At 58.4% G+C, this 17296-nt stretch carries 16 protein-coding genes, 5 tRNA genes and 1 riboswitch; of the genes, 15 read left to right on the plus strand and 6 right to left on the minus strand.

Annotated elements, in window-relative coordinates; translation table 11 throughout:
• Nucleotides 1-52 precede the first annotated feature (52 nt).
• Both HDC30_RS18700 and astE read left to right on the plus strand, forming a co-directional pair.
• Nucleotides 53-343 carry a hypothetical protein gene (locus tag HDC30_RS18700; RefSeq protein ID WP_027612641.1) on the plus strand — a complete coding sequence of 97 codons (291 nt, stop codon included), beginning with the start codon at nucleotides 53-55 and terminating at the stop codon, nucleotides 341-343.
• Nucleotides 344-355: 12 nt separating this feature from the next.
• Nucleotides 356-1366 (plus strand): succinylglutamate desuccinylase, encoded by a 1011-nt coding sequence (gene astE, locus HDC30_RS18705; protein WP_096795017.1) that lies wholly within the window; start codon nucleotides 356-358, stop codon nucleotides 1364-1366.
• Between the two features lie 165 nt (nucleotides 1367-1531).
• Here the strand turns inward: astE and HDC30_RS18710 are convergent, their stop codons facing one another.
• Nucleotides 1532-2041 (minus strand): 6,7-dimethyl-8-ribityllumazine synthase, encoded by a 510-nt coding sequence (locus HDC30_RS18710; protein WP_027612643.1) that lies wholly within the window; start codon nucleotides 2039-2041, stop codon nucleotides 1532-1534.
• 99 nt (nucleotides 2042-2140) lie between these two features.
• A riboswitch (FMN riboswitch) is annotated at nucleotides 2141-2312 on the minus strand.
• A gap of 198 nt (nucleotides 2313-2510) precedes the next feature.
• On the opposite strand from HDC30_RS18710, the gene ltaE reads away from it, so the two are divergent.
• The 8 genes from ltaE to HDC30_RS18750 all read left to right on the plus strand — a co-directional run bounded on the left by ltaE (nucleotide 2511) and on the right by HDC30_RS18750 (nucleotide 8621).
• On the plus strand, nucleotides 2511-3515 hold the full coding sequence (gene ltaE / locus HDC30_RS18715) for a low-specificity L-threonine aldolase (RefSeq protein WP_183784343.1): 1005 nt from the start codon (nucleotides 2511-2513) through the stop codon (nucleotides 3513-3515).
• Nucleotides 3516-3661: 146 nt separating this feature from the next.
• On the plus strand, nucleotides 3662-6280 hold the full coding sequence (alaS, locus tag HDC30_RS18720) for an alanine--tRNA ligase (protein WP_103368769.1): 2619 nt from the start codon (nucleotides 3662-3664) through the stop codon (nucleotides 6278-6280).
• 90 nt (nucleotides 6281-6370) lie between these two features.
• On the plus strand, nucleotides 6371-7612 hold the full coding sequence (locus HDC30_RS18725) for an aspartate kinase (protein WP_025112914.1): 1242 nt from the start codon (nucleotides 6371-6373) through the stop codon (nucleotides 7610-7612).
• 187 nt (nucleotides 7613-7799) lie between these two features.
• Nucleotides 7800-7988 carry a carbon storage regulator CsrA gene (gene csrA / locus HDC30_RS18730; protein ID WP_002554426.1) on the plus strand — a complete coding sequence of 63 codons (189 nt, stop codon included), beginning with the start codon at nucleotides 7800-7802 and terminating at the stop codon, nucleotides 7986-7988.
• Nucleotides 7989-8050: 62 nt separating this feature from the next.
• A tRNA-Ser gene (locus HDC30_RS18735) sits at nucleotides 8051-8141 on the plus strand.
• A gap of 107 nt (nucleotides 8142-8248) precedes the next feature.
• Nucleotides 8249-8325, plus strand: a tRNA-Arg gene (locus HDC30_RS18740).
• 70 nt (nucleotides 8326-8395) lie between these two features.
• Nucleotides 8396-8472, plus strand: a tRNA-Arg gene (locus tag HDC30_RS18745).
• A 72-nt stretch (nucleotides 8473-8544) separates the two neighbouring features.
• Nucleotides 8545-8621: transfer RNA gene (locus HDC30_RS18750), tRNA-Arg, on the plus strand.
• An 18-nt stretch (nucleotides 8622-8639) separates the two neighbouring features.
• Here the strand turns inward: HDC30_RS18750 and HDC30_RS18755 are convergent.
• Complete coding sequence (locus HDC30_RS18755; protein ID WP_183784345.1) at nucleotides 8640-9158, minus strand: cell envelope protein SmpA; 519 nt, start codon at nucleotides 9156-9158, stop codon at nucleotides 8640-8642.
• 321 nt (nucleotides 9159-9479) lie between these two features.
• On the opposite strand from HDC30_RS18755, the gene mgtE reads away from it, so the two are divergent.
• Nucleotides 9480-10922, plus strand: coding sequence for a magnesium transporter (mgtE, locus tag HDC30_RS18760; protein ID WP_027612263.1), 1443 nt, complete (start codon nucleotides 9480-9482; stop codon nucleotides 10920-10922).
• A 232-nt stretch (nucleotides 10923-11154) separates the two neighbouring features.
• Here mgtE and HDC30_RS18765 read toward each other — a convergent pair whose 3' ends face one another.
• Nucleotides 11155-11481: an Arc family DNA-binding protein gene (locus tag HDC30_RS18765; RefSeq protein WP_003178899.1), complete on the minus strand. Its 327-nt coding sequence runs from the start codon at nucleotides 11479-11481 to the stop codon at nucleotides 11155-11157.
• A 388-nt stretch (nucleotides 11482-11869) separates the two neighbouring features.
• On the opposite strand from HDC30_RS18765, the gene phnN reads away from it, so the two are divergent.
• The gene (phnN, locus tag HDC30_RS18770; RefSeq protein WP_097085817.1) at nucleotides 11870-12439 is read left to right on the plus strand and encodes a phosphonate metabolism protein/1,5-bisphosphokinase (PRPP-forming) PhnN; all 570 of its coding nucleotides are present in this window, start codon (nucleotides 11870-11872) and stop codon (nucleotides 12437-12439) included.
• Here phnN and HDC30_RS18775 read toward each other — a convergent pair.
• Both HDC30_RS18775 and HDC30_RS18780 read right to left on the minus strand, forming a co-directional pair.
• Nucleotides 12414-12593: a PA3371 family protein gene (locus tag HDC30_RS18775; protein WP_027612267.1), complete on the minus strand. Its 180-nt coding sequence runs from the start codon at nucleotides 12591-12593 to the stop codon at nucleotides 12414-12416. The genes phnN and HDC30_RS18775 overlap by 26 nt on opposite strands.
• A gap of 20 nt (nucleotides 12594-12613) precedes the next feature.
• A complete protein-coding gene (locus tag HDC30_RS18780; RefSeq protein WP_027612268.1) occupies nucleotides 12614-12844 on the minus strand; it encodes a hypothetical protein in 231 nt (76 codons plus the stop codon).
• Nucleotides 12845-13138: 294 nt separating this feature from the next.
• Between HDC30_RS18780 and HDC30_RS18785 the strand changes: the two genes are divergently transcribed.
• Nucleotides 13139-13215, plus strand: a tRNA-Arg gene (locus tag HDC30_RS18785).
• 82 nt (nucleotides 13216-13297) lie between these two features.
• Here the strand turns inward: HDC30_RS18785 and HDC30_RS18790 are convergent.
• The gene (locus tag HDC30_RS18790) at nucleotides 13298-14665 is read right to left on the minus strand and encodes a lysozyme inhibitor LprI family protein (protein ID WP_183784347.1); all 1368 of its coding nucleotides are present in this window, start codon (nucleotides 14663-14665) and stop codon (nucleotides 13298-13300) included.
• A gap of 212 nt (nucleotides 14666-14877) precedes the next feature.
• Here HDC30_RS18790 and HDC30_RS18795 point away from each other — a divergent pair, with 212 nt between their 5' ends.
• A complete protein-coding gene (locus HDC30_RS18795; RefSeq protein WP_047295822.1) occupies nucleotides 14878-16482 on the plus strand; it encodes a tetratricopeptide repeat-containing response regulator in 1605 nt (534 codons plus the stop codon).
• Nucleotides 16479-17171 (plus strand): sensor histidine kinase KdpD, encoded by a 693-nt coding sequence (locus tag HDC30_RS18800; RefSeq protein ID WP_183784349.1) that lies wholly within the window; start codon nucleotides 16479-16481, stop codon nucleotides 17169-17171. Before HDC30_RS18795 ends, HDC30_RS18800 begins: the two co-directional genes overlap by 4 nt.
• Nucleotides 17172-17296: the final 125 nt, after the last annotated feature.

Below are 17296 nucleotides of genomic sequence, written 5' to 3' on the forward strand. Positions count from 1 at the left end.
GGCGCGTCGCCTGAACACGACGCGCGGCTTGTCTCCCCAAGAGAGTAAAAACATGAGCGATTCCCTGCAGCTGATCCTTGAAGACACCGACGGCACGCAACTGCAAACCTCGTGCACCCGCGTCGCGGTCATGTGGCAAGGCAAAGAGCTGTGGATCCAGCAGGACGGCCGTGGCCAACTGCTGATCGGCGTGGACGTCGAGGAAGGTGACGAAGAGTACGCCAACCTGCTGCTGCGCCCATTGGCAACTAATCTGGTAAGTCTGCAACTGGAAATGGAACCGGCTGACGTCGGCGACGACGAAGACCACGTGCACGGCCCGGATTGCAACCACGATCACTAAGGAAACCGCTCTATGCTCGCCCTCGGCAAACTGCTTGAACTGACCCTCGCCGGCCGCGAACCGGCGGAGAAGACTCAACTGACTGTCGAAGGCGTGCGCATGCGCTGGTTGAGCGAGGGTGCGCTGGAAGTCCGGCCGCCCGAAGCGCGCGACAATGGCCTGGACCTGCTGCTGTCGGCAGGCATCCACGGCAATGAAACAGCGCCGATCGAGTTGCTCGATCGGCTGCTGCATGACATCGCTCGCGGCGATCTGAAGCCGCGTGCACGCATTCTGTTTCTGTTCGGTAACCCGGAAGCGATCCGCAAGGGCGAGCGCTTCGTCGAGCAGGATGTCAACCGGCTGTTCAACGGCCGGCATGAACAAACCAGCGGTTCCGAAGCCATCCGCGCCTGTGAGCTGGAACGGCTGGCGGCGAGCTTCTTCAGCCTGCCGGATCGGCAGCGACTGCACTACGACCTGCACACCGCCATTCGTGGTTCGAAGATCGAGCAGTTCGCGCTGTATCCGTGGAAGGAAGGTCGCCAGCATTCGCGCCGCGAACTGGCGCGTCTGCGCGCCGCCGGGATGGAAGCGGTGCTGCTGCAGAACAAGCCGTCGATCGTGTTCAGTTCCTACACCTACGACAAGCTCGGTGCCGAGGCTTTCACCCTGGAACTGGGCAAGGCGCGGCCGTTCGGGCAGAACGAAGGGGTGGATGTTTCACGTCTGGAAACTCGTCTGAAGCAGATCATCGAAGGCAATGAGCCGGATCTGGCAGCAGAGGGACTGGATGGTTTGCAGCTGTTCAGCGTCGCCCGGGAAATCATCAAGCACAGCGATGCGTTCCGCCTGAACCTGCCTGCGGACATCGAGAACTTTTCCGAACTGGATGTGGGTTATGTGCTGGCCGAAGATCTGGCCAATACCCGCTGGGTCATCGAGGAAGAGGGCGCGCGGATCATCTTCCCTAATCCCAAGGTCAAGAACGGCTTGCGCGCGGGCATTCTGATCGTGCCAGCCACCGACGAACACTTATCCTGAGAACACCTCAGACCCCATGTGGGAGCGGGCTTGCTCGCGAAAGCGGTGTGTCAGTACACAGATTCGTCACTGACACACCGCTTTCGTCGGAACGCCGCCCGGAGCAAGCCCGCTCCCACATTTAGATTTGAGTGAGGTTTGGGGTCGCGCTCGACCCAGACAGGCTCAGACCGCTACCGCACGCGGCTCACTGCGACGCAGCGCACGAACCTTCTGCAGCGTATCCGCGCAAGTCCGCGCCGCTTCCTGACCCTTGTGCACGAAGTGCTCGAAGAAGAACTTCTGATGTTCTTCACCGGCATGGAAGTTATGCGGGGTCAGGGACACCGAGAACACTGGCACTTCGGTTTCCAGTTGCACCTGCATCAGGCCGCTGACCACTGACTGGGCGACGAATTCGTGACGATAGATGCCGCCATCCACGACCAGAGCGGCCGCGACGATGCCGGCATAACGGCCAGTTTTGGCCAGCAACTTGGCGTGCAGGGGCATTTCAAAGGCGCCGCCGACTTCGAAGAAGTCGATGTCCGATTCCTGATAACCCTGAGCCAGCATTTCGGCGACGAAGCCTTTACGGCTCTGGTCGACGATTTCCTTGTGCCAGCAGGCCTGGATGAACGCAACGCGCTCGCCGTGAGGGTGTTTGGTTTTGCTGTCGATAGCGGTGGGTTGCATGTTCTGACTCCTGTTTGTGTGAAAAACAGGGCGTTATGAATCGAAAGGGATTCAAGGGTACGCACGAGCACACAAGCGCGGGCGGCCCTTTGGCGTCAATCCCGTTCTCTCTTCATCCGGACTATGACCGTCGGCCCCGGAATCACACCGGGTCTGCTGACCTTGTCGCCGATCACAGCCTTTGCCGTGTTCGTCGCCAAGCGCTCGCGGGCTATGCGCATTGCGCGCAATTACCGCCGGTGGGGAATTGCACCCCGCCCTGAGAACGTTTTTGCCGCCCTTTCTCGGGCGGCGCAGCGTTTTTATCACAGATCGGCGAGCGGTGCATTGCGCCTTTGTGATGATTGCTATCGAGTTTTTTGAATGCTCGTGGCGAGAATTCTTGCGCCAAGGGTTGATTAATCGGCGCCATGACCGCAGTAATTCACCTTCGAAAAGGGATTTCCCCTGCTGACCAGAGGCCAGGTTCATGAGCGTTATCGATCTTCGCAGCGACACCGTCACCCAACCGACTCCTGCCATGCTCGACGCGATGACGGCGGCGGCCACCGGTGACGATGTGTACGGCGAAGATCCGACGGTCAATCGTCTGGAGGCGGAACTGGCAAAGCGCCTGGGTTTCGCCGCCGCGCTGTTTGTGCCGACCGGCACCATGAGCAATCTGCTGGGACTGATGGCGCACTGCGAACGTGGCGACGAATACATCGTCGGCCAGCAGGCGCACACCTATAAGTATGAGGGCGGCGGCGCGGCGGTGCTCGGTTCGATCCAGCCGCAGCCGCTGGAGGTGCAGGCCGACGGTTCGCTGGATCTGGATCAGGTCGCGGCAGCGATCAAGCCGGATGACTTCCATTTCGCCCGTACTCGATTGCTGGCGCTGGAAAACACCATGCAGGGCAAAGTGTTGCCGCTGGAGTATCTGGCCCGCGCGCGTCAATTCACCCAAGACCACGGTCTGGCCCTGCATCTGGACGGCGCGCGGCTGTACAACGCGGCAGTCAAGCTCGGGGTGGATGCCCGCGAGATCACGCAACATTTCGATTCGGTGTCGGTGTGCCTGTCCAAGGGGCTTGGCGCGCCGGTCGGTTCGGTGCTGTGTGGCACTGAGCAACTGATCGGCAAGGCCCGTCGTCTGCGCAAAATGGTTGGCGGCGGCATGCGTCAGGCCGGGTTGCTGGCGGCAGCGGGGCTGTATGCCCTGGATCACCACGTCGAGCGCCTGGCGGAGGACCATGCCAACGCGCAGTTCTTGGCCGAAGGCCTGCGCGCGGCCGGGTTCAGTGTCGAGCCGGTGCAGACCAACATGGTGTACGTGCAAATGGGCGATCAGGCCGAAGCGCTCAAGGCGTTTGCCGCCGAACGCGGAATCAAGTTGAGCGCCGCAGCGCGCTTGCGCATGGTCACGCACATGGACGTCAGTCGCTCGCAAATCGAGCAAGTGATCGCGACATTCGTCGAGTTTTCGCGCAAGTGACAGCGTTAGCCGTCCAATTGACCGTTACTATCGTATAAACACGCTGTACCCCGCGCGAAGGGCCGATATAATGCGGCCCTTTGCCGTCGTTTCGTCTGTTGACGTTTCGTACAGGCCTTTGGCCGCAGCCTCCGTGGAAGAACCTAATGAAAAGCGCAGAAATCCGTGAAGCCTTCCTTCGCTTCTTCGAAGAGCAAGGCCACACCCGTGTAGCCTCCAGCTCTTTGATTCCGGGCAACGACCCAACCCTGCTGTTCACCAACGCGGGGATGAACCAGTTCAAGGACTGCTTCCTGGGCCAGGAAAAGCGCGCGTACACCCGCGCAACCAGCAGCCAGAAGTGCGTGCGTGCCGGTGGCAAGAACAGCGACCTGGAAAACGTCGGTTATACCGCTCGTCACCACACCTTCTTCGAAATGCTCGGTAACTTCAGCTTCGGTGACTATTTCAAGCACGACGCGATTACCTTCGCCTGGACCTTCCTGACCGGCGTTCTGAAACTGCCGAAGGAAAAGCTCTGGGTCACCGTCTACGCCTCCGACGACGAAGCGTATGACATCTGGACCAAAGAGATCGGTGTGCCGGTCGAGCGCATGATCCGCATCGGCGACAACAAAGGTGCGCCGTACGCGTCCGACAACTTCTGGACCATGGGCGATACCGGCCCGTGCGGCCCGTGCACCGAGATTTTCTACGATCACGGCGAGCACATCTGGGGCGGCCCACCGGGTTCGCCGGAAGAAGACGGCGACCGTTACATCGAGATCTGGAACAACGTGTTCATGCAGTTCAACCGCACCGCCGATGGCGTGTTGCATCCGTTGCCAGCGCCGTCGGTCGACACCGGCATGGGCCTGGAGCGGATCAGTGCGGTGATGCAGCACGTCAATTCCAACTACGACATCGACCTGTTCAAGAACCTGCTCAAAGCCTCGGCCGAAGCGATCGGCTGCGAAAACGGCGATCAGTCGTCGCTCAAAGTGGTGTCCGACCACATTCGTTCGTGCGGTTTCCTGATCGCCGACGGCGTGCTGCCGTCCAACGAAGGTCGCGGCTACGTGCTGCGCCGGATCATTCGTCGCGCCTGCCGTCACGGCAACAAGCTGGGCGCTACCGGCAGCTTCTTCTACAAGATCGTCGCGGCGCTGGTCGCCGAGATGGGCGAAGCCTTCCCGGAACTGAAGAAGCAGCAGAGCAACATCGAGCGCGTACTGAAGGCCGAAGAAGAGCAGTTCTCCAAGACCCTGGAGCACGGTTTGAAGATCCTCGAGCAGGATCTGCTGGAACTCAAAGGCACCGTGGTGCCGGGCGACGTGGTGTTCAAACTCTACGACACCTACGGTTTCCCGATGGATCTTACGGCTGACATCGCTCGCGAGCGCGGCCTGACCGTCGACGAGGTCGGCTTTGAACGTGAAATGGAAGCCCAGCGTGTTCGTGCGCGTTCCGCCAGCTCGTTCGGTCTGGACTACAACACCCTGGTCAAGGTTGATGTGGCCACCGAGTTCACCGGTTACAAAGACACCAGCGGTTCGGCAAAAATCGTCGCTATCTATAAAGATGGCCAGTCGGTCGACGTCCTGAGTGAAGGCGAAGAGGCGGTGATCGTGCTGAACCAGACGCCGTTCTACGCTGAATCCGGCGGCCAGATCGGCGACTGCGGTTTCCTGCAGGCCGGTAACGCACGTTTCGACGTTCGTGACACCACCAAAACCGGTGGCGCCTTCCTGCACCACGGCGTGCTGGATTCCGGCAGCCTGACCATCGGCGCGCCAGTGGAAACCCACGTCGATGCCGAGGTGCGTCACGCGACTTCGTTGAACCACTCGGCCACCCACTTGCTGCATGCTGCGCTGCGCCAGGTACTGGGCGAGCACGTTCAGCAGAAGGGTTCGTTGGTGGACAGCCAGCGTCTGCGCTTCGACTTCAGCCACTTTGAAGCGATCAAGCCGGAGCAGATCAAAGCGCTGGAAGACATCGTCAACGCCGAGATCCGCAAGAACTCTGCGGTTGAAACCGAAGAAACCGACATCGAAACCGCCAAGCAGAAAGGCGCGATGGCGCTGTTCGGCGAGAAGTACGGCGACAACGTGCGCGTGCTGAGCATGGGCGGCGATTTCTCCGTCGAGCTGTGTGGCGGTATCCACGCCAACCGTACCGGCGACATCGGCCTGCTGAAGATCATCAGCGAAGGCGGTGTGGCATCGGGTGTGCGTCGTATCGAGGCAGTCACCGGTGCTGCGGCACTGGCCTACTTGAACGCTGCAGAAGAACAACTCAAGGAAGCGGCCAACCTGGTCAAGGGCAGCCGCGACAATCTGATCGACAAGCTGTCGGCCGTGCTGGAGCGCAACCGCGCGCTGGAAAAGCAACTCGAGCAGTTGCAGGCCAAGGCTGCCAGCGCCGCGGGCGACGATCTGTCGAACTCGGCAGTCGACGTCAAGGGCGTGAAGGTTCTGGCCGCACGTCTGGATGGTCAGGATGGCAAGGCGCTGCTGGCGCTGGTCGATCAGCTGAAAAACAAACTCGGCCGCGCAGTGATCCTGCTCGGCAGTGTCCATGAGGAAAAGGTCGTACTGGTTGCAGGTGTAACCAAGGACCTGACTGGCCAACTCAAAGCCGGTGATTTGATGAAACAGGCTGCTGCGGCAGTGGGCGGGAAGGGCGGTGGTCGTCCGGACATGGCGCAGGGCGGCGGTGTTGACGCCGGCGCACTGGATGGCGCACTGGCGCTGACCGTTCCATTCGTCGAGCAGGGTTTATAAGACGGCCCGCCGGACCCGCAGTCTAGTGGCGGGCCCGGCGGCTGTTCGAGTGATTATTGGGCGCCCTTCATGGGCAGAGGCGGCTTTGAAATGGCTTTGATCGTACAGAAATTTGGAGGCACCTCGGTCGGCACTGTCGAGAGAATCGAGCAGGTCGCCGACAAGGTTAAGAAATTCCGCGATGCCGGCGATGACCTGGTGGTTGTGCTGTCTGCAATGAGCGGCGAAACCAACCGTCTGATCGATCTGGCCAAGCAAATCAGTGGCGACGTGCAACCGGTTCCGCGTGAACTGGACGTGATCGTTTCCACCGGTGAGCAGGTGACGATTGCCCTGTTGGCCATGGCGCTGATCAAGCGCGGTGTGCCGGCGGTGTCGTACACCGGTAATCAGGTGCGGATCCTGACGGACAGTGCGCACAATAAAGCGCGTATCTTGCAGATTGATGACCAGAAGATTCGCGGTGATCTGAAAGCAGGTCGCGTGGTGGTTGTCGCCGGTTTCCAGGGCGTCGACGAGCACGGCAACATTACCACCCTCGGCCGTGGCGGTTCCGACACCACAGGCGTGGCACTGGCGGCTGCCTTGAAGGCTGACGAGTGCCAGATCTACACCGACGTCGATGGTGTCTACACCACTGACCCGCGTGTGGTGCCGGTCGCTCAGCGTCTGGACAAGATCACCTTCGAAGAGATGCTGGAAATGGCCAGCCTCGGTTCCAAGGTGCTGCAGATCCGTGCGGTGGAATTCGCCGGCAAGTACAACGTTCCGCTGCGCGTACTGCACAGCTTCAAGGAGGGTCCGGGCACCCTCATTACTATTGATGAAGAGGAAACCATGGAACAGCCGATCATTTCCGGCATCGCTTTCAACCGCGATGAAGCCAAGCTGACCATCCGTGGCGTGCCAGACACCCCGGGCGTGGCGTTCAAGATTCTCGGCCCGATCAGTGCCGCGAACATCGAAGTCGACATGATCGTGCAGAACGTTGCGCACGATAACACCACCGACTTCACATTCACCGTGCACCGCAACGACTACCAGGCCGCACAGACCGTGCTGGAAAACACCGCTCGCGAGATCGGTGCCCGGGAAGTGGTGGGTGATACCAAGATTGCCAAGGTCTCGATCGTCGGCGTCGGCATGCGTTCCCACGCAGGCGTGGCCAGCCGCATGTTTGAATCCCTGGCCAAGGAAAGCATCAACATCCAGATGATCTCGACGTCGGAAATCAAGGTTTCCGTGGTGATCGAAGAGAAGTACCTGGAATTGGCCGTGCGCGCTCTGCACACGGCTTTCGAACTGGATGCGCCGGCCCGTCAGGGCGAGTAATCCGGTCACCTGAAGGGCGCGGTCTGACCGCGCCCTTTATTTTTTGAATGGCGCGAGCCCTGAACTGTTCTTTTGCTCGCGCTGGTCAATACTCAGGCATGTAGGGCTACGATCGCTCCGGTTGTAGGTCGGGTGCCTTTTTTTTGCAGACTGTTGTCCCTGAAATGAAATGCGTGAGGAGAAAGGTATGCTGATTCTGACTCGTCGGTGCGCAGAAAGCCTGATTATCGGTGATGGCGAAATCACCGTGACCGTGCTCGGCGTCAAAGGAAATCAAGTGCGCATCGGCGTCAATGCCCCGAAAGAGGTTGCCGTGCACCGTGAGGAAATTTACCTGCGTATAAAGAAAGAGAAGGACGAAGAACCAAGCCATTAATTTTTATCGATTTTTATGTTTGCAAACGGGGAAGAAGGTGGTTAATATACGCCCCGTGTTGCGGAGAGCTGGCCGAGTGGCCGAAGGCGCTCCCCTGCTAAGGGAGTACACCTCAAAAGGGTGTCGGGGGTTCGAATCCCCCGTTCTCCGCCATTATTTGCTTAGTACGTTGTAATCTGGCTTTTTCTGTAAGTTGTTGAATTTATTAGAAAAAGTGGTTGGAATTGAGATTAGACGGGCTATAATGCGGCGCAACAAATGCACTCGTAGCTCAGCTGGATAGAGTACTCGGCTACGAACCGAGCGGTCACAGGTTCGAATCCTGTCGAGTGCACCATTTAAGAGTTGTTTATAGCGATATAAGAACTCGGCTTCAGCCAGTTGTGGTCTGGTTTAAAAACACAAATGCACTCGTAGCTCAGCTGGATAGAGTACTCGGCTACGAACCGAGCGGTCACAGGTTCGAATCCTGTCGAGTGCACCATTTAAGAGTCGTTTGTAGCAATACAGGCAACTCGGCTTCAACCAGTTGTGATCTGGTCTAAAAACACAAAATGCACTCGTAGCTCAGCTGGATAGAGTACTCGGCTACGAACCGAGCGGTCACAGGTTCGAATCCTGTCGAGTGCACCATATTCAAGAAGCCCGCGTTTAACGCGGGCTTTTTGTTGCCTGCGATTTGGCTTTTCCTTTCACGCATCCCTTCTCGTCAAAATCGACTTGAGCACTGCGGCCTCGTTTCAGCTCATAGCGATAGCTCGTCGTCGACGTTCGAATATTCACCTTGTCCGGTTTGCCGAGCGCGCTCTCGACATCCTGTTGGCTCATGCCGGCAATCACTCGTTGATTGATGATCGCTGCGCGGCGCTGCCTGGCATCGATCAGGTTGCCGCATTTGTCCTCCAGGCGGCCAACGATGCCCGGTTCACGTCCCCTGATTGTCATACCGGATATTTCCTCATGGTTGTGTTCCGGCATGATCGGTACGACGGATCCGGGCGAGTAGGGGTGAACCTGTTGCTCTGAAAGCTGCTCGTCGCTCGCACAGCTCAGGGTCGTGAAGGTGATGCCGCCGTCGGCAGCCTCGCAGCGGTGAAGGGTGGTGGCGGCTCCGGCGGGTGGCAGGCAGAGCAGGCTGGCGACTACAAAAAGGGATGTTCTGGATAGCATTCGACGTCCTCCATGACGGTCTACGCTCAAGGGTAGTCGCTACATTTTTCAACGCCGGTGTGTTTTCTTTTCAGAATGAGTCGTCGCATCTGCACGGGTCAGGACAGCGCTCAACTTTGTCGCGCAAGCACTTGTTTCGACCGCGATTTTTTAACGTTTAAAACCGTCAGGCGGTGTATCATTGCGCCCGTCAGCCCCGCCGGGGCTTATGGAAAACCTCCATGGACTTACCCAGTAGTTACTCAGTAGCCCGTTTCACCAATCATGAATTGACTGATTGATCCTTCCGGCGTGCCCCGCTGCTGGGAGTGGAGTTCGCCTATGTCCGAAATCGAAGTAAAGAAAACCCAGGAAAGCCTGCAGGATCGCCTGGCTCAGGTCGTTGAGCTGCTGCAGCGCCAGAAGGTCGTCGAAGACCTGACTCATCGCCAGGAAGGCGCGCACCACGACCGGGTCGAGAACCTGGTTCACCGGCAGAACCTCGTCGAGCTGCAACGCAAACTCGATGATCTGCACTCCGCCGACGTTGCCTACATCCTTGAAGCCTTGCCGCTGGACGACCGTCTGACGCTCTGGCAACTGGTCAAGGCTGATCGCGACGGCGACATTCTTCTCGAAGTATCCGATTCCGTTCGTGAAACGCTGATCGCCGACATGGACGATCACGAGCTCCTGGCTGCGGCCAAGGACATGGACGCCGACGAACTTGCTGACTTGGCCTCCGAGCTGCCGCGAGACGTCGTCCATGAGCTGATGGAGACGCTCGACCAGCAGCAACGCGAGCGCGTGCGTTCGGCCCTGTCCTATGACGAGGAGCAGGTCGGTGCGCTGATGGACTTCGAGATGGTGACGATCCGTGAGGATGTCAGCCTCGAAGTGGTTCTGCGTTACCTGCGTCGGCTCAAAGAGCTGCCGGGCCATACCGACAAACTGTTCGTGGTCGATTACGACGGCGTGCTCAAGGGCGTGCTGCCAATCAAGCGTCTGTTGGTCAACGACCCGGAGAAACAGGTTTCTGAAGTCATGGCCAGCGATCCGGTGAGTTTTCACCCGGACGAAGACGCCTATGACGCGGCTCAGGCGTTCGAGCGTTACGACTTGATCTCGGCCCCGGTGGTCGACAAGAACGGCAAGCTGATCGGCCGTCTGACCATTGACGAAATGGTCGACCTGATTCGTGAGGAGAGCGAAAGCGAAGTCCTCAACATGGCGGGTCTGCGCGAAGAGGAAGACATCTTCGCCTCCGTCTGGAAATCCCTGCGCAACCGTTGGGCGTGGCTGGCGATCAACCTCATCACTGCCTTTGTCGCGTCGCGAGTGATCGGTCTGTTCGAAGGCTCGATCGAGAAGCTGGTGGCGCTGGCGGCGCTGATGCCGATCGTGGCGGGTATCGGCGGCAACTCCGGTAACCAGACGATCACCATGATCGTGCGTGCCATGGCGCTTGACCAGGTCAGCACCGGCAACACCTCGCGTCTGATGCGCAAGGAGCTGGCGGTAGCGTTGATCAACGGTCTGGTCTGGGGCGGGGTGATCGGTGTGGTCGCCTACCTGCTTTACGGCAGTTGGTCGCTGGGCGTGGTGATGACGGCGGCGATGACCCTCAACCTGCTGCTCGCGGCGCTGATGGGGGTGTTGATCCCGATGACGCTGGCCAAGATGGGCCGCGACCCGGCGATGGGCGCCAGCGTGATGATCACGGCCATGACCGACAGTGGTGGCTTCTTCATCTTTCTGGGGTTGGCGACGATCTTCCTGCTCTGATTCGCTGCCATGCAAAAGCCCGCCGAAATGGCGGGCTTTTTTGTGCCTGTGTAGTTATCTGTAGTGAGGGGATTTATCCCCGATGGGTTGCGCAGCGACCCCGGAAGAGGGCCTGCTGCGCAGTCCGTCGGGGATAAATCCCCTCACCACAAAGTCGGCCTTGGATTGTCGTGATTAAAATCCGGGTAAAAAAAAGCCAGCACTTAAGCTGGCTTGAGATGTTCGGTGTGGCTCAGGACGCGTCTGCGGCCATTTCGGCGTCGTGAGCGATCAGCGACACCAGTGCGTTCTGTTGACGGTGTGACAGCTGACGGAAGCGTTGCAGCAGCTCACGCTCATGCAGCGAAAGCTCCGGGCTGTCCAGGCGCATGCTCAACTCTTCGCCCAGTGCACCTTCCTGAATGAGACTCTGCTCAAGGCGCGCAATGATTTCGGAGTTCATGCTGCGATGATGATTGCGAGCCACCTCGGCAATGCGTTCACGCATCCCGTCTGGCAGACGTACGACGAACTTGTCAGCCGTACGGCTGGAATAAATTGCCTGTTTCAATGGGCGCATATATTTAACCGGTTAGTTCAGGGGAGCGGTTCTCGGGATTGGCCGCAGGATGTGTGGTAGGACAAGCATCCGCGCCAAATGGTTCAACCTGAATTGTTAAGAGGCCCGCATCATGCCTCAAAATTGCCAGATCATTGGCGTCAATTCTGTGACAAATATTGAGCTGGGTAAAGGCGTAATGCCAGCACCAATTATCAGAAATGCGGACTGGTTTGAAAACTTTGCCTTGGTCCGCATCAATGACCGCTTCCGGGTGCACATCTGTTGATGTCCGAAGACGTCAGAACGTGCATGCTATGCGGCTTTCAATCCTTGTTCCTTACCTGTACAGGATAGTGGCAATTTGCCGATTTACTAGGGCAAACACCCGTTGGAGGGCGTTTTCAGGATGGATGGCAGGCTTATTTATCTGATGGGACCTTCCGGCTCAGGCAAGGACAGCCTGATCGAGGCTGCGCGAGAGCCTTTGCGCGAGTTGAACTGCGAAATCATCCGCAGAGTGATTACCCGATCAGCGGAATCGGTGGGTGAGGATGCCATCAGCGTGACGCCCGAAGAGTTCGAGCGACGCCAGCAAGCCGGGGATTTCTCGCTGTCCTGGCAGGCCAATGGGCTGGCTTATGGTATCCCGGCAGAAATCGACGAATGGTTGCGCGCTGGACGATCTGTGCTGGTGAACGGCTCACGCGCCAACCTGCGTCAGGCGCTTGAGCGCTATCCGACGCTGCTGCCGGTACTGCTGACGGTCAAGGATGAGGTCTTGCGTGAACGCCTGCTCAGACGAGGGCGGGAGACGCCTGAGCAGATCGATGCAAGGCTGGCGCGCAATTCGCTGTTCAAGGATAGAAGGGCAACTGACTTGCCCGTGCATCTGATCGACAACTCGGGCGACCTGGCGGACGCCGTCAAGCAACTGCTGGGCTTGATCCGTCTTAACGCAGCACCGGATCAAACTTGATCCTGCGCCCGGCCACCAGGGCCAGCACAAACAACACCGCAAACACGCCGCAGCCAATCAGGGGCAGGGTGACTGAGGTTTCCTCGAACAGCGAAAAATGCACAACGCCACTCAATAAGGCGAGGATCAGAAATCCTGCGGCTGATCTGGACATGCTGTACTCCTGAAGATATTTCAAAAAACCAGACGTTCGGTGTCGCGCGTCGGCATTGCTTGCTCAGGCTCATTGACTGCCTGCGCCGCGTAGTCGCTCTGATCGCTCAGCACCGCCAACTGCGGCGCTTTCTGCACCTGCAAATAATGCGGCATACGCTGAGCCACCGGTTCAGCACTCTCTGGAACAAAATGAAAGCCAACCAAAACCGCCAGTGCGATAGCGTTTGCGAGCAGGAGAGTGCTGTTCATGGGGCGGACTCCGTTTGTGCTGTTATGAGAACAGACAAAGCAGCCGTCGTGCCAACAGTCTAACCGCTGTGAAGTCCTTTAAAAACAAGGATTTGGAAGGGTTTTTCACAGGGTGAGGGTTGCATTCTGCAATGATGGCTTTTTGTGGTAGTGCAAATTGCACGGTAAATGTTCCCGCAGCATTGCAAGGCGCCTGCCTACACTTAAAAAGCCCACGGACGACATGACAAATCAAGGGCTGGCCGTTAACATGCACGCCGTCCGTCGCGCCGTCTCCGGCCGCGATAACTCAGTGTCTCAGTAGCTCAATTGGATAGAGCATCCCCCTCCTAAGGGGAAGGTTGGCAGTTCGAACCTGCCCTGGGACACCATCATTCAGAGCCTTGCAACGGTTCGAAAAAAGCCCCGCGCAGAATCATCTAGCGGGGCTTTTTCGTGCTCGTGATAAGTGGCTCAGTTCAGTGCTCCGCCGTCGGCCTTGCCAATTGAGGTGCTGACTTCGATCACATGCCGGCGCCCGTTGACTTCGTAACTGCGTCCATCTGCATCAACGTCCGGTTTGCGCAGTGCCAGTTGTGCAAACAAGCCATGTTTCTCGTCGTAGCTGCCAAACCAGTCAACCAGTTTTCCGATGTAGCATTCATTACCGATAATCACCGGCAGGTCGAAAACATCTTCCACCGAGTAATGCACCGGGCCGTAGCTGTAGTAATCGCTATCGCCTGCGCCTGTTGCAGGAATCGGGCAAATAGGCATGCGCTGAGTGTCCGGTTTAGGGGGGCGTGCTTCGTTCGCCTTGGTGATTGCCTGATTGAGCGTTAGCCGCAGATCAGGCTCCAACTCAAAGGTGCTGGTGCCGTCATCCTTGTGTTGGGTGGTGGGCACGTTCAAGTAGTAGCCATATCGCACCGTCACGGTGGGCACTTCACGGTTGATCTTCAACGGATTGAGCAAGTAGATGTGATCAACGCCGTAGGCACCGTTGCGGTAGGCGAGGTAAATATTACCCCGAGCCTTGATCCAGTACGCCGACTGGTTGGCTCCGCGATCATTGGTATAGAACAGCGCGCTTTCAGGCTCAGGAGACCTTTTGACAAAATGGTCACCGTCTCGGCGCCAGGTTTCCACATAGGTAAACATGCCGGTGCCACCGGCGTAAGTCTGGACGATCAGGTCTCGTTGCCCGTCGCCGTCCATGTCCAGCAACGAGTAGGAGGTTTGACCGGTTTCTGCTGCCGCATCGATTTCGGTGGCGGTCAATGCCTTCCATTCATCCGGTGTAACGCCTTTGGGGATCGAAGCTGGAAAGTGCGTTTGCTCGCTGGGGTTTTCTTTGTCGGAGTCGCCTGAAAACGATGTCTCTTCAGAGCTGAAAGCCAGTGAAGCGAGCACTCGTTCAACCGCCACCTCGCGATTGCCGCCCTCGCTGGCCGCTTGAATGCTGCGTTGCAGACCTTCCAGAACCTGTTTGTCGATGCCGGTCGGTCTGTGCGCAACGGCATCCATCTGCTGCGCCCGTAATAATTTCAGCCGGTCACGATAACTTTGTTCAAGGCAAGCAATACCCGCTTCGCACTGATTACGTGTCTTGAGCCACAACCGTTGTGTGCGCTTGAGTTCAGATTGCTTATCACCGGAGATCTTCATCAGCTCCCGATAAGCCGCACCCATCTGCGCATCCAGCTCATACAACCCTCTATCCGCACAAACAGCCTTCTCCACGGCACTCGCCGCTTTCGCACAATCCATTCCACCCGCCATCGCCTGCTGGAAAAACAGCAGCGCACAGGCGGACACGATGCAACGTCCTTTGATGTACACGAGATAAACCTTGTAGGGGGGAAAGGTGAGTCGGTGCGCAGGTTAATCGCTGCGCCAGGAATCTTGAAGTGTCCGCTTCAGAGAACGTCACTTGTGGCCGATAACCCACTCGGTGACTTAAAAGTCGCGTGAAATCGCTTAATAGCATTTGGCCGGCAGCTATCATCTGCGCGCCTGAAATTGCCCTCACTTCAATTGCCTGGAAATCCTCGATGCTGTCGTATCACCAAAAGAGTTTTCTGATCGTCGATGATTTCTCGGATTTCCGCAGTTCCGTACGTTCGATGCTGCGCGAACTGGGGGTCAAGGATGTGGATACCGCCGATACCGGCGAGCAGGCGCTGAAGATGTGTGCGCAGAAGTCCTACGATTTCATTCTGCAGGATTTCCACCTCGGCGACGGCAAGAAGAATGGCCAGCAGGTGCTGGAAGACTTGATGTCGGAAAAGCTCATCAGCCATGAAGCGGTGTTTGTCATGGTCACGGCCGAGACCAGTCAGGCGATGGTGCTCAGTGCCCTGGAGCATGAGCCGGATGCCTACCTGACCAAGCCGTTCAACCGCTCCGGCCTGGCGCAGCGCCTGGAGCGTCTGGAGCAGCGCAAGACGTTGCTCAAACCGATTCTGCAAGCCCTTGATCGCGGTAAACCGGTCGAGGTGCTCAATGCCTGTATTGCGCTGTGCAAGCAGGATATCCGTTATTCGCCGCTGTGCCTGCGTTATCGCGCCGATGCGCTGCGCGACATGAATCAGAACGAAGCGCTTGAACGCCTCTACGACAGCATCATTGCTGATCGGCCGTTGCCGTGGGCGTTTGCCGGGCTGGGCAAGTTGCTGTTCAAACGTGGGCAAGTCGCGCAGGCCAAAGATGTTTACGAAAAGGCGCTGAAAGTGTTCCCGATGATGCCGGCGCTGTACGACGGCATGGCCGATGTGCTGGTCGCCGAGGGCGATACCAAAGGCGCGCAGCGGGTGCTGGAGGAGGCGATTCGTTTGTCGCCGCTGGCGGTGCGCCGGCAGGCGTTGCTCGGCAAACTGGCGATGGCCAACGAGGATTTCGACACCGCGTCCCGGGCGTATCGTCAGGCAGTGGCGCAGGGCGCGCAGTCGCGTTTCAAGGACCCGGAAAGCAACCTCGGTCTGGCCCATGCCTTGATCAGCAAGGGCAGTGAGCGCGGGCTCGACACGCGCACGCGGCTGGAGATCAACACCACGCTCAGCGCCGTTGCCAAAGAGAACCCGTCTGACCCCGGCCTGCAGATTCGTGCGCGGCTGATGAAGGCCACCAGTCTGCTGCTCAACGATGCCGAGACCGCCGACAAGCTTACCGAGCAAGCACTGATGCGCCTCGACGGCATGGAACAGTTCATGAGCCCTGAAGCGGCGCTGCTGGTCGCCAAGCAATTGCAGATGCTCGGTCAGGCCGAGGCGGGCACTTCGATGCTCAAGAGCTGTGCGGAGATCTACGGTGACGATCCGGCGGTGATGAAAGACATCGCCAAGCTCACCGACGACCCGACTATCCTCAGTTCGAGCAACGCCGCCGCCGACCTCAACCGGCAGGGTGTGCGCGTGTACAAGACCGGCAACCTGGTGGAGGCCCGAGAGGTGTTCCGCAAGGCGCTGAAGATGCAACCGAAGAACATCAGTATCGCGCTGAACATGGCCCAGTCGCTGCTGCACGGCACCGACACCAGTGTGCCGTCGGCGGAGCTGGAAGAATGTCGGGCCTGCCTGAAAATGGTCGGCCTGATGCCCGACACCGACGCGCGTTATGCGCGTTATCAGAAGCTGAAAAGCAAGGCGTTTGGCGAATGAACCAAGACGAGCAGGCGCTGGATTTCTCCACGGTGATCGCCTCCACCGTTCACGACATGAAGAACTCGCTGGCGATGCTGATGCAGGCCCACAGCCAATGGTTGGCGCGCTTGCCCGAAGCGCAACGCGGTGGGGCGGAGCAGGGTGTGATCGACTTCGAGTTCGCCCACCTCAACGGCATGCTGGTGCAACTGCTTGGACTGTACAAGCTCGGCGTCAACCAGTTGCCGCTGCAACCGGCGTATCACGAGCTGGATGATTTCATTGAGGCGCAACTGGCCGCGCATCAAGAGGTGTTCGCCAGTCGCGGGATCATTGCTACCTACGAAGTTGATCCGCTGAGCCCGCTGGGTTTCTTCGATCGCGAATTGGTTGCCTCGGTATTGGGCAATTGCGTCAACAACGCGATTCGTTATGCCCGCGAGTCGCTGCTGATTACCGTCAGCGACGAGGCTGGGCAACTGGTGTTGAGTATCAACGATGACGGCGACGGTTACCCGGCAGCGATGCTCGAGCGTCAGGCTGATTACGTGCAGGGCATCAATCACGGCAGCGGCAGCACCGGGTTGGGTCTGTATTTCGCCAACCGGATTGCTGCGTTGCATCAGCGCAATGGCGTGGTCGGGCACACCGAGATTCGCAATGGCGGACCATTGGGTGGCGGGGTGTTCAGCCTTTATCTGCCGTGACTCGGGTTTTTGTTTGACGCTGCTTGATATTCCGAACAGCCGGAGCCTATTTTGTACGGGTCGCCGCTTGCGGCTCGCACAATAACAAGGATTGCGTCATGACAACCGATGGCCAGCGTTCACTC

The sequence above is a fragment of the Pseudomonas sp. JAI115 genome, from assembly GCF_014200835.1.
In the GTDB taxonomy this organism is placed as follows: domain Bacteria; phylum Pseudomonadota; class Gammaproteobacteria; order Pseudomonadales; family Pseudomonadaceae; genus Aquipseudomonas; species Aquipseudomonas putida_A.

What these genes read in the sequence shown, in the direction of transcription:
- csrA (WP_002554426.1), top strand. Translation starts at nt 7,800, where the DNA reads ATGCTGATTCTGACTCGTCGGTGCGCAGAAAGCCTGATTATCGGTGAT.
- HDC30_RS18800 (WP_183784349.1), top strand. Translation starts at nt 16,479, where the DNA reads ATGAACCAAGACGAGCAGGCGCTGGATTTCTCCACGGTGATCGCCTCC.
- ltaE (WP_183784343.1), top strand. Translation starts at nt 2,511, where the DNA reads ATGAGCGTTATCGATCTTCGCAGCGACACCGTCACCCAACCGACTCCT.
- HDC30_RS18775 (WP_027612267.1), bottom strand. Translation starts at nt 12,593, where the DNA reads ATGTCCAGATCAGCCGCAGGATTTCTGATCCTCGCCTTATTGAGTGGC.
- mgtE (WP_027612263.1), top strand. Translation starts at nt 9,480, where the DNA reads ATGTCCGAAATCGAAGTAAAGAAAACCCAGGAAAGCCTGCAGGATCGC.
- HDC30_RS18765 (WP_003178899.1), bottom strand. Translation starts at nt 11,481, where the DNA reads ATGCGCCCATTGAAACAGGCAATTTATTCCAGCCGTACGGCTGACAAG.
- HDC30_RS18780 (WP_027612268.1), bottom strand. Translation starts at nt 12,844, where the DNA reads ATGAACAGCACTCTCCTGCTCGCAAACGCTATCGCACTGGCGGTTTTG.
- HDC30_RS18700 (WP_027612641.1), top strand. Translation starts at nt 53, where the DNA reads ATGAGCGATTCCCTGCAGCTGATCCTTGAAGACACCGACGGCACGCAA.
- astE (WP_096795017.1), top strand. Translation starts at nt 356, where the DNA reads ATGCTCGCCCTCGGCAAACTGCTTGAACTGACCCTCGCCGGCCGCGAA.
- alaS (WP_103368769.1), top strand. Translation starts at nt 3,662, where the DNA reads ATGAAAAGCGCAGAAATCCGTGAAGCCTTCCTTCGCTTCTTCGAAGAG.
- HDC30_RS18725 (WP_025112914.1), top strand. Translation starts at nt 6,371, where the DNA reads ATGGCTTTGATCGTACAGAAATTTGGAGGCACCTCGGTCGGCACTGTC.
- phnN (WP_097085817.1), top strand. Translation starts at nt 11,870, where the DNA reads ATGGATGGCAGGCTTATTTATCTGATGGGACCTTCCGGCTCAGGCAAG.
- HDC30_RS18710 (WP_027612643.1), bottom strand. Translation starts at nt 2,041, where the DNA reads ATGCAACCCACCGCTATCGACAGCAAAACCAAACACCCTCACGGCGAG.
- HDC30_RS18795 (WP_047295822.1), top strand. Translation starts at nt 14,878, where the DNA reads ATGCTGTCGTATCACCAAAAGAGTTTTCTGATCGTCGATGATTTCTCG.
- HDC30_RS18755 (WP_183784345.1), bottom strand. Translation starts at nt 9,158, where the DNA reads ATGCTATCCAGAACATCCCTTTTTGTAGTCGCCAGCCTGCTCTGCCTG.